The sequence below is a fragment of the Pseudoclavibacter sp. RFBJ3 genome (genome assembly GCF_002931375.1).
In the GTDB taxonomy this organism is placed as follows: Bacteria; Actinomycetota; Actinomycetes; order Actinomycetales; family Microbacteriaceae; genus Pseudoclavibacter.
Map to the genome: position 1 here is coordinate 477,657 of NZ_PSXZ01000004.1, position 16,166 is coordinate 493,822.

Annotated in this window: 16 protein-coding genes; 15 read left to right on the top strand and 1 reads right to left on the bottom strand. The window is 68.4% G+C overall.

All coding sequences use genetic code 11. The features are described 5' to 3' along the window. Positions 1-18: 18 nt before the first annotated feature. Complete coding sequence (locus C5E07_RS06055; RefSeq protein WP_181057838.1) at positions 19-837, bottom strand: GNAT family N-acetyltransferase; 819 nt, start codon at positions 835-837, stop codon at positions 19-21. Positions 838-960: 123 nt separating this feature from the next. Between C5E07_RS06055 and C5E07_RS06060 the strand changes: the two genes are divergently transcribed. The 15 genes from C5E07_RS06060 to metK all read left to right on the top strand — a co-directional run bounded on the left by C5E07_RS06060 (position 961) and on the right by metK (position 16,160). Then, positions 961-1,863 carry an HAD family hydrolase gene (locus C5E07_RS06060; protein WP_104298779.1) on the top strand — a complete coding sequence of 301 codons (903 nt, stop codon included), beginning with the start codon at positions 961-963 and terminating at the stop codon, positions 1,861-1,863. A 23-nt stretch (positions 1,864-1,886) separates the two neighbouring features. Further along, positions 1,887-2,354, top strand: a complete 468-nt coding sequence (gene aroQ, locus C5E07_RS06065) for a type II 3-dehydroquinate dehydratase (protein WP_104298780.1) — start codon at positions 1,887-1,889, stop codon at positions 2,352-2,354. 116 nt (positions 2,355-2,470) lie between these two features. Next, positions 2,471-3,034 carry an elongation factor P gene (efp, locus tag C5E07_RS06070; protein ID WP_104241274.1) on the top strand — a complete coding sequence of 188 codons (564 nt, stop codon included), beginning with the start codon at positions 2,471-2,473 and terminating at the stop codon, positions 3,032-3,034. Then, positions 3,034-3,441 carry a transcription antitermination factor NusB gene (nusB, locus tag C5E07_RS06075; protein ID WP_068484434.1) on the top strand — a complete coding sequence of 136 codons (408 nt, stop codon included), beginning with the start codon at positions 3,034-3,036 and terminating at the stop codon, positions 3,439-3,441. Before efp ends, nusB begins: the two co-directional genes overlap by 1 nt. A gap of 165 nt (positions 3,442-3,606) precedes the next feature. Next, a complete protein-coding gene (gene pyrR, locus C5E07_RS06080; protein ID WP_104241273.1) occupies positions 3,607-4,170 on the top strand; it encodes a bifunctional pyr operon transcriptional regulator/uracil phosphoribosyltransferase PyrR in 564 nt (187 codons plus the stop codon). Beyond that, a complete protein-coding gene (locus tag C5E07_RS06085) occupies positions 4,167-5,126 on the top strand; it encodes an aspartate carbamoyltransferase catalytic subunit (RefSeq protein ID WP_104298781.1) in 960 nt (319 codons plus the stop codon). Before pyrR ends, C5E07_RS06085 begins: the two co-directional genes overlap by 4 nt. A gap of 29 nt (positions 5,127-5,155) precedes the next feature. Next, complete coding sequence (locus tag C5E07_RS06090) at positions 5,156-6,499, top strand: dihydroorotase (RefSeq protein WP_104298782.1); 1,344 nt, start codon at positions 5,156-5,158, stop codon at positions 6,497-6,499. Further along, the gene (locus tag C5E07_RS06095; protein ID WP_104241270.1) at positions 6,499-7,041 is read left to right on the top strand and encodes a hypothetical protein; all 543 of its coding nucleotides are present in this window, start codon (positions 6,499-6,501) and stop codon (positions 7,039-7,041) included. The genes C5E07_RS06090 and C5E07_RS06095 overlap by 1 nt, the downstream gene beginning before the upstream one ends. After that, a complete protein-coding gene (gene carA / locus C5E07_RS06100) occupies positions 7,038-8,210 on the top strand; it encodes a glutamine-hydrolyzing carbamoyl-phosphate synthase small subunit (RefSeq protein ID WP_104241269.1) in 1,173 nt (390 codons plus the stop codon). Before C5E07_RS06095 ends, carA begins: the two co-directional genes overlap by 4 nt. A gap of 2 nt (positions 8,211-8,212) precedes the next feature. After that, positions 8,213-11,512 (top strand): carbamoyl-phosphate synthase large subunit, encoded by a 3,300-nt coding sequence (gene carB, locus C5E07_RS06105; RefSeq protein ID WP_104298783.1) that lies wholly within the window; start codon positions 8,213-8,215, stop codon positions 11,510-11,512. 12 nt (positions 11,513-11,524) lie between these two features. Then, positions 11,525-12,403: an orotidine-5'-phosphate decarboxylase gene (pyrF, locus tag C5E07_RS06110; RefSeq protein WP_104241267.1), complete on the top strand. Its 879-nt coding sequence runs from the start codon at positions 11,525-11,527 to the stop codon at positions 12,401-12,403. Then, on the top strand, positions 12,400-13,299 hold the full coding sequence (gmk, locus tag C5E07_RS06115) for a guanylate kinase (protein WP_104298784.1): 900 nt from the start codon (positions 12,400-12,402) through the stop codon (positions 13,297-13,299). The genes pyrF and gmk overlap by 4 nt, the downstream gene beginning before the upstream one ends. After that, positions 13,296-13,622, top strand: coding sequence for a DNA-directed RNA polymerase subunit omega (rpoZ, locus tag C5E07_RS06120; protein WP_068484449.1), 327 nt, complete (start codon positions 13,296-13,298; stop codon positions 13,620-13,622). The genes gmk and rpoZ overlap by 4 nt, the downstream gene beginning before the upstream one ends. A 73-nt stretch (positions 13,623-13,695) precedes the next feature. Beyond that, entirely contained in the window at positions 13,696-14,913 is a 1,218-nt protein-coding gene (gene coaBC, locus C5E07_RS06125; protein WP_104242053.1) for a bifunctional phosphopantothenoylcysteine decarboxylase/phosphopantothenate--cysteine ligase CoaBC, read from the top strand. 53 nt (positions 14,914-14,966) lie between these two features. Then, positions 14,967-16,160: a methionine adenosyltransferase gene (gene metK / locus C5E07_RS06130; RefSeq protein ID WP_104241265.1), complete on the top strand. Its 1,194-nt coding sequence runs from the start codon at positions 14,967-14,969 to the stop codon at positions 16,158-16,160. Positions 16,161-16,166 lie beyond the last annotated feature (6 nt).

A 16,166-nucleotide genomic window follows, 5' to 3' on the forward strand; every position in this document is an offset into this window, starting at 1 on the left:
ATCGGCGCCAGCCACCGGTCAGCAGCAGCTCACGCGCTCCGGCGCCTGCAGGTAGGTGAAGGAGCTCAGGGCTGTGAAGCCTGCTCGGTGGAACAGCCGCCGGGAGACGGCGTTGCTCTCGACCACCATCGCGAGGCAGGAAGTCGCGCCGCGCTGAGCCGCTTCCTGCTGGGCAAGGCGCAGGAGCAGCCGACCGTGGCCTCGCCCTCGGTGTGCGCTCTGAGTGACCAGGCAGTCGATGACCCCGGTGCCGTCGACCACGGTGACCCGAGCGAGCGCCACGAGCGTTCCCTCCTGCCGGACGCCGAGGAAGCTCGACGCTCCTGAGCTGAGGATGCGCGGGGCGAGGCGCCGGTCGCGCGCCAGTCTGCGGTCGCTCCAGCTGAGCCAGGCGTCGAGCCAGTCCGGAGGGAGTTCGGGACCAGCCCGCGTGACCGGGATGAGGTCGCCGCCCGACCCGCCCTCGAGAGCTGCCGGTTCTCCACCGCGAAGCGAGCGGCAGAGGATCCTGCCCGTCAGCGTGGGGGAGTAGCCGAACGCCTCGAGGGCGGCGACGTCGCGGGGATCCGCCGACCCCGTCGCGAGGAACTGGCTGGGGAGCCCACGAACGCGGTATGCCTCCTCGACGGCGCCGAGCGCGAGCTGCGTCTCCTCGGCGGGGCCGAGCATCCACACGCTGTTCGCGCGCCTCGTGAATCCCTCTGCGAATCCGAGGCGCCATCCGCCGATTCGCCGCTCATCCAGAGCGGGCCAGCTCGCCATCAGCGCGGAGGTGGCCTGCGCGACCGTCGGCAGCAGCGCCGGCTCCTCGGTGGCTGGTCCAGGTTCCGCGGTCATGGATTCGAGGCTACGGGCAGGCGAGCAGCCGCGCCAGCATGCTCGGCCGGGACCGCTCGCGACATCGTCTAGCCTGAACGGCGGACCTGACGGCATGCCGCGCTCGCGCGGGACGCAGACGCAGTGACCGCATCCATCGAGCAGGAGGATCCACAGTTGACCAGGCGCATCGTCTTCCTCGACATCGACGGCACGCTCATCGACGAGCGGGAGCACATCCAGCCCTCGACCGTCGAAGCCGTGTCCCGAGCCCGGGACGCGGGACACCTGCTCTTCATCTGCACCGGCCGGTCCCGCGGCGAGATCTACCCGCAGATCCTCGACCTCGGCTTCGATGGGATCGTGAGCGCCGGCGGGAGCTTCGTCTGGCTCGACGGCGAGACCCGCGTCTCGCGGACCATGTCCCTCGATGACGCCGCGTTCGCCATCGACTTCTTCACGGGCGCCGGCATCGACTTCTACGTGCAGAGCGACGCCGCCGTCGTCGCCAGCCCGGGGTTCCGCGCACATCTGCGCCAACTCCTCGCGGCCGAGGTCGCCGACTCGAACCGCGTCGAGTCTGACGGCGAGCTGCAGTTCGAGAAGTTCTTCGACGATGGAGGCGAGGTGCTGCGCGACGACATCGGCAAGATGTGCTTCCTGAGCGCGGCCACGTCGATCGCCGAGATCCGCGCCGCTTTCGCGGGGCGCTTCGACGTCATCAACGCCACCGTGCCGGCTCTCGGTCCCCAAAGCGGGGAGCTCCTGCAGCTCGGCGTCAACAAGGGGAGCGCGATTCTCGAGGTCTGCAGGATCCTGGATCTCGACCCGGCTGACACGATCGGCATCGGCGACAGCATCAATGACGTCGAGATGCTCCAGGTCACGGGCATCGGCATCGCCATGGGCAACGCCCCGGACGCCATCAAGGCCCACGCCGACCAGGTCACGACGGGCGTCGACGACAACGGGGTGTGGAACGCGTTCGTCAGCAACGGCCTGATCACCGCAGACGCCTCGGTGGCGCCGACCGCCGCGTACGCCTGAGGCCGATCGCTAGACTGGCCGGCATGCGCATCCTCGTCCTCGGCGGCCCGAACCTCAACCGGCTCGGCACCCGCGAGCCCCAGACCTACGGCACCCAGACCCTGGACGACATCATCGAACTCCTCCGCGAGCGAGCGGGGAGCGGCGTCGAGATCGATGCCCGCCAGTCGAACTTCGAGGGGCAGCTCGTCGAGTGGCTGCACGAGGCGGCCGACGCACGCACCCCGGTCATCCTGAATCCCGCAGCCCTCACGCACTACTCGATCGCGTTGCGCGATGCGGTCTCCATCGTGACGGAGACCGGCACCCCGCTCATCGAGGTGCACCTCTCGAACCCCCACGCTCGTGAGGTCTTCCGTCACAGGAGTGTCATCTCGCCGGTCGCGACCGGCGTCGTCGCAGGGCTCGGCGCAGGTTCGTACCTCGCCGCGCTCGAGGGCATTCGGGCGATGAGCGAGGCGACGAGGCCCTCTCCAGAGACCCTGCACTAGACTTCTCCGGGGCCGCTGGGGCAAACGCCTCGCGCCGACAGCTCGCGCGTACCTCAACCAGGTGCCAATAACTGAAGAATCCCGCAGCACCGCGGGATGGACACGGAGAAACTTCCATGGCAACTACGGCAGACATCAAGAACGGCGTTGTACTCCTCATCGAGAAACAGCTCTGGCAGGTCATCGACTTCCAGCACGTGAAGCCCGGCAAGGGTGGTGCGTTCGTGCGCACCAAGCTCAAGCAGGTCGTCAGCGGCAAGACCGTCGACCGCACGTTCAACGCTGGCGCCAAGATCGAGACCGCGACCGTCGACCGGCGCGACTTCCAGTACCTCTACCGCGACGGAGACGGCTACGTCTTCATGGACCAGAGCGACTACGACCAGATCACGCTCGACGAGAAGATCGTGGGCGACGCCGCGAAGTACATGCTCGAGCAGCAGAGCGTGCAGATCGCGCTCAACGAGGGCGAGCCGCTCTACATCGAGCTCCCGCCGTCCGTGGTCCTCGAGATCACGTACACGGAGCCGGGCCTCCAGGGCGACCGCTCGAACGCCGGCACCAAGCCTGCGACCGTCGAGACGGGTGCCGAGATCCAGGTCCCGCTCTTCCTGAACGCCGGCACCAAGGTCAAGATCGACACCCGCACGGGCGACTACCTGGGCCGCGTCAACGACTAGTGAGCGCGCGCACGAAGGCGCGCAAGCGCGCCATGGACATCCTGTTCGCGTCGGATGTGCGGGGGACCCCGATTCCGGAGCTCCTCGGACAAGAAGCAGAACGGGCAGCAGACGAGCCCGACCGCGCCGCGAGCTGGCGCTACGCCAGGGAGATCGTGCTCGGCGTCATCGAGCACGCCGACGAGATCGACGGCTACATCGTCGAGACGGCCCGAGACTGGACGCTCGAGCGCATGCCGGCCCTCGACAGGTCGATCCTCAGGGTCGCCATCTGGGAGCTCAAGTACAACGACGAGATCCCCGCTGCGGTCGCCATCACCGAGGCGGTCAGCGCAGCTGGCGAGTACTCGACGGATGCCTCGGGCAAGTTCATCCACGGAGTGCTCGGCCGCATCAGCGAGCAGTAGCCCGGTGATAGGCTGGTGGCCTGGGTCGATGCCGCGAGAGCGGTGGAGGCCCAGGCCCCAGTCGGGTTCCGGCCGACCGGATCCCCTGCAGCTCGCCTGCAGTCCCGGTGGCTCCAGTCCAGACATCCTTTAACACCGTCCAGTGAGGCGGGGAAGGAGGTCGACGTGTCCCAGCGAACCGTGCTGAATCACGACGACGTTCACAGAGCCCTCGTGCGCATCGCGCACCAGATCCTCGAGCAGAACCGCGGGTCGAAGGACCTGCTCCTGCTCGGCATCCCGAGCCGCGGAGTTCCTCTCGCGAAGCGCCTCGCCAGCCTCATCGCTGGCTTCGAGGCCTCGAACGGAACCCACGTCGAAGCCGGCGATATCGCCGGTGCTCTCGACGTCACGATGTACCGCGACGACCTGCGGAGGGGCCCGGCGCGCGTCTCGCAGCCGACGCACATCCCCGTCGGCGGCATCGACGGCAAGACGATCGTGCTCGTCGACGACGTGCTCTTCTCGGGTCGGACCGTGCGCGCTGCGCTCGACGCGCTGAGCGATACAGGCCGCCCGCGCGCCGTGCAGCTGGCCGTGCTCGTCGACCGAGGCCACCGGGAGCTGCCCATCCGCGCCGACTACGTGGGCAAGAACCTGCCCTCCGCACGGAGCGAGCGAATCGGCGTGGAGCTCACCGAGCTCGACGGCGGCGACCGCGTGGTCATCACGGACGGAGCTCGCGCATGAAGCACCTGCTCTCCACGAAGGGCATGTCGCGCGACGACGCCATCATGCTCCTCGACATGGCCGAGGACATGTCCGACGTCGGCGACCGCGAGGTGAAGAAGCTCCCCGCCCTGCGCGGTATCACCGTCGTCAACCTGTTCTACGAGGACTCGACGCGCACGCGGATCTCCTTCGAGGCAGCCGAGAAGCGCCTGTCCGCCGATGTCATCAACTTCGGGGCCAAGGGCTCGAGCGTCTCGAAGGGAGAATCGCTCAAGGACACGGCCCAGACCCTCAAGGCCATCGGCGCCGACGCCGTCGTCATCCGGCACCCCTCGAGCGGGGCCCCGCAGCTGCTGGCCGAGCGCGACTGGATCGACGCCCCCATCCTCAACGCCGGCGACGGCATGCACGAGCATCCGACGCAGGCCCTGCTCGACGCCTTCACGCTGCGCCGACGTGTCCACGGGCGCGCTGCGGCACGCGGCAAGGGCCTCGACGGCTGCCACGTCGTGATCGTCGGCGACATCCTGCACTCCCGTGTCGCCAGGTCGAATGTCTGGCTCCTGACCACGCTCGGCGCCGAGGTCACGCTCGTCGGACCCCCGACGCTCGTCCCGGTCCGCACGGAGGCCTGGCCAGCGACCATCACGAGCGACCTCGACGGCGCGCTCGCGACCAAGCCAACCGCGGTCATGCTCCTGCGCATCCAGGCTGAGCGGATGCACGACGCGTTCTTCCCGAACACCAGGGAGTACGCGAAGAATTGGGGCCTCGGCGAGGCCCGCTTCCGAGGCCTGCCCGAGACTACGATGGTCATGCATCCGGGCCCGATGAACCGAGGCCTGGAGATATCCTCCATCGCCGCCGACTCACCGCAGTCGACAGTGCTCGAGCAGGTCGCGAACGGCGTCGCCGTCCGCATGGCAGCGCTCTACGTGCTCTGCTCAGGCGAACGTGCGGGGAGCGGCTCGTGAACCAGGGCCAAGGAAACGAGAGAGGCACCATGACCACGCTGTACCGAGGCGCCCAGCTGCTTGGCGTCGACCCCGTCGACGTCCTCGTCAGCGGGACGACGATCACCGAGGTCGCGCCGGCCGGCACGATCGGCGTCGAGAGCGTGGAGAGCGTGATCGATGTCGAGGGACTCGTCCTGCTCCCCGGGCTCGTCGACCTCCACACCCACCTGCGCGAGCCGGGCTTCGAGTCGAGCGAGACCGTCCTGACCGGCACACGCGCAGCGGCCTTCGGCGGCTACACGACGGTGTTCGCAATGGCGAACACCTCACCGGTGCAGGACACCGCCGGCGTCGTCGAGGCGGTAGCGGCGCTCGGCCGATCCGCCGGCTACGCCGACGTGCGACCGATCGGCGCCGTCACGGTCGGGCTCGGGGGAGAGCAGCTCTCGGAGATCGGGGCGATGGCCCAGTCGAACGCCGAGGTCCGGGTGTTCTCGGACGACGGCAAGTGCGTCTTCGACCCCCTGATCATGCGCCGCGCACTCGAATACGTGAAGGCCTTCGGCGGCGTCGTCGCACAGCACGCGCAGGACCCGCGCCTCACGGCCGGCGCGCAGATGAACGAGGGCGCCCTCTCCGCAGAGCTCGGTCTCGGCGGGTGGCCCGCCGTCGCCGAATCGTCGATCATCGCGCGCGACGCGCTCCTCGCCGACCACGTCGGGTCGCGCCTCCACGTCTGCCACGTCTCGACCAGGGAGGGCGTCGACGTCGTCCGCTGGGCCAAGTCACGAGGCATCGACATCACTGCGGAGGTCACGCCTCACCACCTCCTGCTGACCGAGGAGCTCGTCCGCGGCTACGACGCGAGGTTCAAGGTCAACCCGCCGCTGCGCACCCAGGATGACGTGATCGCCGTGCGCGAGGCGCTCGCCGACGGCACGATCGACATCGTCGCAACCGACCACGCACCGCACCCGGTTGACGCCAAGGAGACTGAGTGGGATCAGGCTGCGATGGGCATGGTGGGCCTCGAGTCAGCCCTGCGCGTCGTGCAGCACACCATGCTCGACACCGGCGCGCTCACGTGGGCGGACGTCGCCCGGATCATGTCGGAGACCCCAGCCCGAATCGGCGGCGATGCCATCTCAGGCCGCCCCGTCGCGGCCGGCGAGCTCGCCAACCTCGTCTTCTACGACCCCGCTCCCACCGCCGACTTCACGACGGACTCGCTCGGCGGGAAGAGCATCAACTCGCCCTTCCTCGGCATGCCGCTGCCCGGCCGGGTCGTGCACACGGTCTACCGGGGCACACGCACCTTGGACGATGGCGCGCTGCTGTCGGCCGAGGGTGCCGCTGACGCCGCCAAGGCCAGAGCGAAGGACCTCGCCTGATGGACGATCGCGTACTCCCAGCGACGCTGACGATCGTCGCCTTCCTCATCATCGTCGTGCTCATGTGGCTCGGCTGGCGACGCCGCGTGCGAGGGCAGGCCGGCATCTCGTCGCCCCTCGAGGCGCCGCACTCGACGCAGCAGCCGCTCGGACACTGGCACGACGTCCACTACGTCTCGACAAGCCGCACTGGCGATGCGCTTGACCGGATCGTCGTGCCCCCGCTCGGCTTCCGAGGACGAGCGGAGGTCACCGTGCTCCGTGAGGGGCCAGTCGTCCGGATCGCCGGCGAACGCGCCTTCTTCATCCCAGCGGGAGACATCGAGGCGACGATCGACGGCACCGTCACGATCGACCGCGTGGTCGAGAACGGCGGCCTGACGATCATCCGATGGCTCCTGCCCGCCGACGAGCACGCGAACCCGCGCGTGAGCGTCGAGACTTCACTCCGAGTTGTCGACGCCACGGCGCGCGAACAGCTCAAGACCGCGCTGCACTCGCTGCAGCTGACACCAGCCCCCACGACCGAGGAGTCCTCATGACGCCACCAATTCCCGCCGTGCTCGTTCTGGAGGACGGCACGCGATACGAGGGCGACGCCTACGGCGCCGTCGGCGAGACGCTTGGCGAGGTCGTCTTCTCGACAGGCATGACCGGCTACCAGGAGACCCTGACCGACCCGAGCTACGCGGGCCAGATCGTCGTGCAGACGGCTCCGCACATCGGCAACACCGGCGTCAACGACGAGGACATGGAGTCGCGCCAGATCTGGGTCGACGGCTACGTCGTGCGCGACCCCTCCCGCGTCGTCTCCAACTGGCGCGCAGAGGACACCCTCGAGAACGCGCTGACGTCGACGAGCATCGTCGGCATCTCCGGTGTCGACACTCGGGCGCTCACGCGCCGCATCCGCAGCGAAGGCTCGATGCGAGGCGGCATCTTCTCGGGAGACGCGGCCGCGACCGACGACGACACCCTGCTCGAGAAGGTGCGCTCCCAGCCGACCATGGCGGGACGCAACCTCAGCGACCTCGTCTCCACGCCGAAGGCCGTCGTGCACCCCTCCACGGGAGCCGAGCGCATCGGATCCGTCGCGATCATCGACCTCGGCATCAAGACCGCGACGATCAAAGCGCTCGCCGAACGCGGCTTCGACGTGCACGTGCTCCCGCACGCCACGACGATCGAGCAGCTCCGCGAGCTCGCACCGACCGCCGTCTTCTACTCGAACGGACCGGGAGACCCTGCCTCGAGCGAGGCTCACGTCGAGCTGCTCCGCAACGTCCTCCGCGACGGGACGCCCTTCTTCGGCATCTGCTTCGGCAACCAGCTGCTCGGCCGCGCACTCGGGTTCGACACCTACAAGCTCCCCTTCGGGCACCGCGGCATCAACCAGCCCGTCGTGGACACGTTCTCGGGACGCATCGAGATCACCGCGCAGAACCACGGCTTCGCAGTCCAGGCGCCCCTCGACGGGCCCGTCGAGACGCCAGCAGGCTTCGGGCGCGCCCAGGTGAGCCACATCGGACTGAACGACCAGGTCGTCGAAGGCCTCCGCTGCCTCGACATCCCGGCGTTCAGCGTGCAGTTCCACCCAGAGGCGGCGGCGGGCCCCCACGACTCCGCGCCGCTCTTCGACCAGTTCAGGGAGATGGTGCTCGAGCACCTCGCCTCCCCATCCACCCACACCAACGGCCAGGAGAACGCGTAAGCATGCCAAAGCGCTCAGATATCTCAAGCGTCCTCGTCATCGGCTCCGGCCCCATCGTCATCGGCCAGGCTGCCGAGTTCGACTACTCGGGCACGCAGGCCTGCCGAGTGCTCCGCGAGGAGGGCGTCCGCGTCATCCTCGTGAACTCGAACCCCGCGACGATCATGACCGACCCGGACTTCGCAGACGCCACCTACGTCGAGCCGATCACCCCCGACATCATCGAGTCGATCATCATCAAGGAACGCCCCGACGCGATCCTCCCCACCCTCGGCGGACAGACGGCGCTCAACGCCGCCATCGCCCTCCACGAGCAGGGCATCCTCGAGCGCCACGGTGTCGAGCTCATCGGCGCCAAGGTCGAGGCCATCCGCCGCGGCGAGGACCGCCAGATCTTCAAGGACCTCGTCATCGAGGCCGGCGCAGAGGTCGCGCGCTCGCACATCGCGACGAGCGTCGAGCAGGCCATCGGCTTCGCCGAGGACCTCGGCTACCCGCTCGTCGTACGGCCGTCCTTCACGATGGGCGGCCTCGGTTCGGGCTTCGCCTACAACGAAGAGGACCTGATCCGCTTCGTCGCCGACGGAGTCCAGTCGAGCCCGACCGGCGAGGTGCTCCTCGAGGAGTCGATCCTCGGCTGGAAGGAATACGAGCTCGAGCTCATGCGCGACACGGCCGACAACACGGTCGTCGTCTGCTCCATCGAGAACGTCGACCCGGTGGGCGTCCACACGGGCGACTCCATCACGGTCGCCCCGGCGCTCACGCTCACCGACCGCGAGTACCAGCGCCTTCGCGACATCGGCATCGCGATCATCCGCCTCGTCGGCGTCGACACGGGCGGATGCAACATCCAGTTCGCCATCGACCCCTCGAACGGCCGCATCATCGTCATCGAGATGAACCCGCGCGTCTCCCGCTCGTCGGCGCTCGCCTCGAAGGCCACGGGCTTCCCGATCGCGAAGATCGCCGCCAAGCTGGCGATCGGCTACCGCCTCGACGAGATCCCGAACGACATCACGAAGGTGACGCCCGCCAGCTTCGAGCCGACGCTCGACTACGTGGTCGTCAAGGTGCCCCGCTTCAACTTCGAGAAGTTCCCCGCCGCCGACACGACGCTGACGACGACCATGAAGTCGGTCGGCGAGGCCATGGCCATCGGCCGCAACTTCTCGACGGCGCTGCAGAAGGCGCTGCGGTCGCTGGAGAAGCGAGGGTCCTCCTTCACCTGGACTGCCGACGAGGCCTCCGTCGAGGAACTGCTCGAGATCATCAAGGTCCCGACCGACGGCCGAATCGTCAACGTCCAGCGCGCGCTCTGGAAGGGTGCGACGCCGGAGCAGGTCTTCGAGTCCACGGCGATCGACCCCTGGTTCATCGACCAGATCGTGCTCATCAACGAGGTGGCCGATCAGATCGCCTCCGCCGACGTCGTCGACGCGCGGCTCCTCCGCAACGCCAAGCGACACGGGTTCTCGGACGCGCAGATCGCCGAGCTTCGCGGGCTCAGCGAGGACGAGGTCCGCGCCATCCGCCACAACTTCGGCGTGCGCCCGGTCTTCAAGACGGTCGACACGTGCGCCGGCGAGTTCCCCGCATTCACGCCCTACCACTACTCCAGCTACGACCAGGAGTCGGAGGTCACCCCGAGCGACCGTCGGAAGGTCATCATCCTCGGCTCCGGCCCGAACCGGATCGGCCAGGGCATCGAGTTCGACTACTCGTGTGTGCACGCGTCGTTCGCACTCTCGGACGCCGGCTTCGAGACCATCATGATCAACTGCAACCCGGAGACGGTCTCAACCGACTACGACACGAGCGACCGGCTGTACTTCGAGCCGCTCACGCTCGAGGATGTGCTGGAGATCGTCGAGGTCGAGCGCGGAGCAGGCGAGCTGCTCGGCGTCGTCGTGCAGCTCGGCGGTCAGACGGCACTCGGCCTCGCGAAGGGCCTCGAGGCCGCTGGCGTGCCGATCCTCGGCACCAGCCCCGCCGCCATCGACCTCGCGGAGGAACGCGGCCTGTTCTCGGGTGTCCTCGACCGCGCTGGCCTGATCTCCCCGGAGAACGGCACGGCGACCGACCTCGAGGGCGCGCTCGAAGTGGCCACCGGCATCGGCTACCCGGTCCTCGTCCGCCCGAGCTTCGTGCTCGGTGGCCGAGGCATGGAGATCGTCTACGACGCCGAGCAGATGCGTGACTACTTCTCGCGCATCGAGGGCCAGGCGATCGTCGGTCCCGCCCACCCGCTGCTCGTCGACCGCTTCCTCGACGAGGCGACCGAGATCGACGTCGACGCGCTGTTCGACGGCGACGAGCTGTACATCGGCGGCATCATGGAGCACATCGAGGAGGCGGGCATCCACTCGGGCGACTCGGCCTGCACGCTGCCTCCCGTCACGCTCTCGAGCGCCGTCCTCAACAACGTCCGCGACGCGACACTGGCCATCGCGGAGGGCGTCGGGGTGCGCGGCCTGCTCAACGTCCAGTTCGCCCTCTCCGGAGGAAAGCTCTACGTGCTCGAGGCCAACCCGCGTGCCTCCCGGACCGTGCCCTTCGTCTCCAAGGCGCTCGGAACCCAGCTCGCCAAGGCCGCCGCACGCGTCATGACCGGCGTGAGCATCGCGGAGCTCAAGGCGGAAGGCCTCCTGCGCGAGCAGGACGGCACGCACCAGCCTGCGTCGAGTCCCGTCGCGGTGAAGGAAGCAGTGCTCCCGTTCAAGCGCTTCCGCACGAAGGACGGCCGCATCGTCGACTCGCTACTCTCCCCGGAGATGCGCTCGACCGGCGAGGTCATGGGCATCGACACGGACTTCCCGACCGCCTTCGCGAAGAGCCAGCTCGCCGCCTACGGTGGCCTCCCGAAGTCGGGCACGGTCTTCGTATCCGTCTCCGACCGCGACAAGCGCGCCATCGTCCTGCCCGTCGCGAAGTTCGTGGAACTCGGGTTCTCGATCGCCGCCACCGAGGGCACCGCAGCGGTCCTCGCCCGCCACGGCATCTCGGCGAAGGTCGTCGGCAAGTTCACCCCGGACTCTCCGGATGGAACGACGCCGGGCCAGGACCGCAACATCGTGGACATGATCCACGGGGGAGAGGTCGACATGGTCATCAACACCCCATCCGGCCGGGCGTCTCGAGCCGATGGCTACGAGATCCGCATGGCTGCGGTCTCCGCCGACCTGCCGATCTTCACGACGATCTCGGAGCTCTCCGCCGCCGTCGGCTCCCTCTCCGCTCTCCGCAGCGGATTCACCGTCACGAGCCTGCAGGAGTACAACACCCAGAGGGGGGAAAGCTAGTTGACTGCAGCGATGGCGTCGCGTGCTGGAGTGGGCGGGTTCGGCCCGCGACTCCAGCACGCCGTGGAGGAGCGGGGCCGACTCTGCGTCGGCATCGATCCGCATGAGTTCCTGCTCGCCTCGTGGGGGCTGCCCGACACCGCGACCGGAGCGGAGGAGTTCGGCCTTCGCGTCGTCGAGGCCGCTGCCGGACGCGTCGGCGTCGTCAAACCGCAGATCGCCTTCTTCGAGCGCTTCGGCTCTGCGGGGTTCTCGGCGCTCGAGTCCGTCCTCGCGGCGGCTCGGGACGCGGGCCTGCTCGTGATCGCCGACGTCAAGCGCGGCGACGTCGGCACGACCCTCGAGGCCTACGCGAAGGCCTGGCTCGAAGCGGGGTCTCCGCTCGAGGCCGACGCGATGACGGTGAACCCCTACCAGGGCTTCGACTCGCTCGCCGCGGCGCTCGAGCTCGCCGAGCGGCTCGGGAAGGGGCTGTTCGTGCTCGCTGCGACGTCGAACCCAGAGTCGACCTCGATCCAGACGGCTCGCCGTGATCGTGGAACGCAGCGCGGTGAGACCGTCGCGGGAGGCATCGCCAATCGTGCGGTCGCCTGGAACGCGCAGCACGCGAGCGGTGACCTCGGCTCGGTCGGGGTCGTCCTCGGCGGCACCGTCGACTTCGACACCCTCGGCGTCGACCTCCCCGCCCTCGGCGGCGCACCCCGTACCCCGATCCTCGCTCCGGGCTTCGGGCACCAGGGGGCCGAGTTCGCGCAGATCAGAAGCACGTTCGGTGCAGCCACCGAATCACTCATCGTGAACGTCTCCCGGAGCGTCCTGGCTGCAGGACCCGATGGCATCGCCGGCGCCATCGACCAGCAGACCGCAGAGCTGGAGAACGCCCTCTCATGACCCAGGTGCCACCCCCCGTCGACCGCGTCGCCGCTTCCAGGGCCGCGGTCCTCGCCCGCCAGGCCCGGGCGGAGGTCAAGCGAGCGCTCGCGACCGGCGCTCGCAGCCCCATCTCGGTGCTCGACGCGAGCCAGTCCCCGGAACACGCAGCCGAGCACTCGCTGCGCGTGACCCAGTTCCTGCTGAGCATCCCGCACATCGGAGCCACCAAGCAGGCCCGCATCCTCGAGGAGCTGGCCATCTCGCCGTCCAAGCGCCTCGGGGGGCTCGGCCGCAACCAGCGCATCCGCCTCCGCGCCTTCCTGGAGGAACGACTCGGTGCGCAGAGCACCGGGAATCGCCTCGTGGTCCTGGCTGGCCCCACGGCAGTCGGCAAGGGCACGGTCGCCAACTACATCCGCGAGCACTACCCAGAAGTGGAGCTCTCCGTCTCCGCCACGACGCGCTCACCCCGGCCCGGCGAGGTCGACGGCGTCAACTACCACTTCACCGACGACGCCGGCTTCGACCGGCTCGTCGACCAGGAGCAGCTGCTCGAGTACGCGACCGTCCACAACGCCTTCAGGTACGGCACTCCGCGCGGCCCCATCGACGAAGCCATCTCCTCCGGCCGATCCGTCCTCCTCGAAATCGACATTCAGGGCGCCAGACAGGTCAGATCGCGCATGCCTGAGGCTAGACTGGTATTTTTGTTGCCTCCGAGCTGGGACGAGCTCGTGCGGCGCCTCGTGGGGCGCGGCACGGAATCACCCGAAGAACAGGCTCGGCGCCTCGAAACCGCGAAGATCGAACTCGCCGCCCAGGACGAGTTCGATGCACTGGTCGTCAACGACTCCGTGCCTGAGGCTGCGGCACGCGTAGTCGAACATCTGGGACTGAACAAGGAGCACGCATGATTGAGAAGCCCAAGGGCATCATTGACCCGCCCATGGACGAGCTGCTGCAGCGCGTCGACAACAAGTACCAGCTGGTCATCTTCGCATCGCGTCGCGCGCGTCAGATCAACGACTACTACTCCGACCTGCACGACGGTGCGATCTACCAGAACGTCGGCCCGCTGATCGACTCCTCGATCGACGACAAGCCGCTCTCGATCGCGCTGCACGAGATCAACGAGCAGAAGATCGTCATGGTCGAGGCGCGTCCGCTCGAGACGCCGGACGACGTCATCGTCTTCGACGACGAGATCAACTTCGAAGACGACGCACCGCAGGCCTAGCACGACCGTGAGCGAGATCGCTGGCGCGCATCCGGCTGCCGCCCGCCAGACCGATGCGTCTGACGGGCAGCCGATGCGCGTCGTCATCGGCGTGACGGGCGGCATCGCCGCCTACAAGGCGGTGCAGGTCATCCGCGATCTCGTTCTCCTCGGCCATCACGTCGACGTCGTGCCCACGGAGTCCGCGCTGCGGTTCGTGGGCCGTCCGACGTTCGAGGCCATCTCGCGCAATCCCGTTCGAACCGACGTCTTCGACGACGTCGCTGAGGTTCGGCACGTCGCGCTCGGCCAGCAGGCTGATGTCATCGCCGTCGTGCCGACGACCGCGAACTCCATGGCGAAGATCGCCGCCGGTCTCTCCGACGATCTGCTCGGCACGACGATCCTGGCGTCGACGGCCCCGCTCATCCTCGCGCCAGCCATGCACACGGAGATGTGGCTCAACCCGGCGACGCAGGCCAACGCGGCCCGTCTCGACGCACGTGGAGTGGTGCTCGTCGGTCCGGCCGACGGACAGCTGACCGGCAACGACTCCGGGCCAGGTCGCCTGGCGGAGCCCTCCGAGATCGTTGCGACGATCCTGAGCGCCGGACGCGGCGAACGTCGACGCCGCCGCGAGGCGGAACTGGTGAGCGACCTCCGCGGGAGGCGCGTCCTCATCACTGCAGGAGGCACCCGCGAGCCGCTCGACCCCGTGCGGTTCATCGGCAACCGATCGAGCGGGAGGCAGGGCTTCGCTCTCGCTGAGCGTGCCCTCGCGCGTGGCGCTGAGGTCACCCTCGTCGCCGCCAACGCGGAGGTCCGGCCACCCGACGGGGTCAAGCTCGTCACCGTCTCGAGCGCGCAGCAGCTCGCGCAGGCCTGCGCCGAGATCGCCCCACGTCACGATGTCGTCATCATGGCCGCGGCGGTCGCGGACTACCGGCCACTGACCGTCGCCGAGGGCAAGATCAAGAAGGAGCAGGCGGGCGAGGAGCTGACGCTCACCTTCACCCGCAATCCCGACATCCTGCAGGATCTGTCCGCGTCACGTGGTGCCGATCAGGTCATCATCGGCTTCGCGGCCGAGACGGAGACCGACGACGCTGCGCTCCTCGAGCTCGGTCGGGCCAAGATCGCGAGGAAGGGATGCGACTACCTCGTCGTCAACAGGGTCGGCTGGAGCCTCGGCTTCCAGTCGGACGACAACTCGGTCTTCATCCTCGCAGCGTCTGGCGACGTTGTCTCGCGTCACACTGGCGACAAGATGTCGGTGGCCGATGTCATCCTGGATCTGCTCGCCAACGTCTAGTCACGCCGGCGTCGCCAACCAGCAGCCGCAACACTCACCGCAAGGGGTTCTTCTTGTCTTCTCTTCGCCTGTTCACCTCTGAGTCGGTCACCGAGGGTCACCCCGACAAGATCTGCGACCAGATCTCCGACCGCATCCTCGACGACCTCCTGACCCAGGACCCGGCGTCCCGCGTCGCCGTCGAGACGCTCGTGACGACGGGCCAGGTGCACGTCGCCGGTGAGGTCACGACCAAGGCGTACTCCGACATCGCCGGCATCGTCAGACGCACCATCAGCGAGATCGGCTACACGTCGAGCGACGTCGGCTTCGACGGCTCCTCGTGCGGCGTCTCGATCTCGGTCGGAGAGCAGTCTCCCGAGATCGGCGAGGGCGTGACGACCTCGTTGGAGCACCGCTCCGAGAGCTCGGAAGACGCGATCGCCAAGCAGGGCGCGGGAGACCAGGGCATCATGTTCGGCTACGCGACCCGAGAGACCGAAGCCCTCATGCCGTTGCCGATCCACCTCGCGCACCAGCTCGCGCAGCAGCTCGCGGCCGTCCGGAAGTCCGGCGAGGTCGCCTACCTGCGCCCAGACGGCAAGACGCAGGTCACCGTCGGCTACGAGGGGAGTGTGCCCCGCTCCATCGAGACCGTCGTGGTCTCCACGCAGCACGACCCTGGTCTCGAGCAGGCGCAGATCCGCGAAGACGTCATCAGGCACGTCGTCCGCCCGGTACTGGAGCGCAACGGCTTCGCTGACGCCGAGCCCACCTTCCTCGTCAACCCGTCAGGCAGCTTCATCGACGGAGGGCCCCGCGCCGACGCTGGCCTGACCGGACGCAAGATCATCGTCGACACGTACGGCGGCATGGCGCGCCACGGTGGCGGCGCCTTCAGCGGCAAGGACCCCTCGAAGGTCGACCGCTCGGCCGCGTACGCCATGCGATGGGTGGCGAAGAACGCCGTCGCGGCTGGACTCGCCGATCGCCTCGAAGTGCAGATCGCGTACGCCATCGGCAAGGCTGAGCCGGTCGGCCTCTACGTCGAGAGCTTCGGCACCGGCACGGTGGCGGACGCCACGATCATCGAGGCGATCCTCTCGACGTTCGATCTCCGCCCAGGTGCGCTCGTCGAGGACCTCGACCTGCGTCGCCCGATCTACGCCCAGACCTCCGCCTACGGCCACTTCGGTCGCGAGCTGCCCGACTTCACGTGGGAGCGCACCGACCGGGCCGAGGAGCTCCGCCGAGCCGCTGGTCTCTGATCGCAG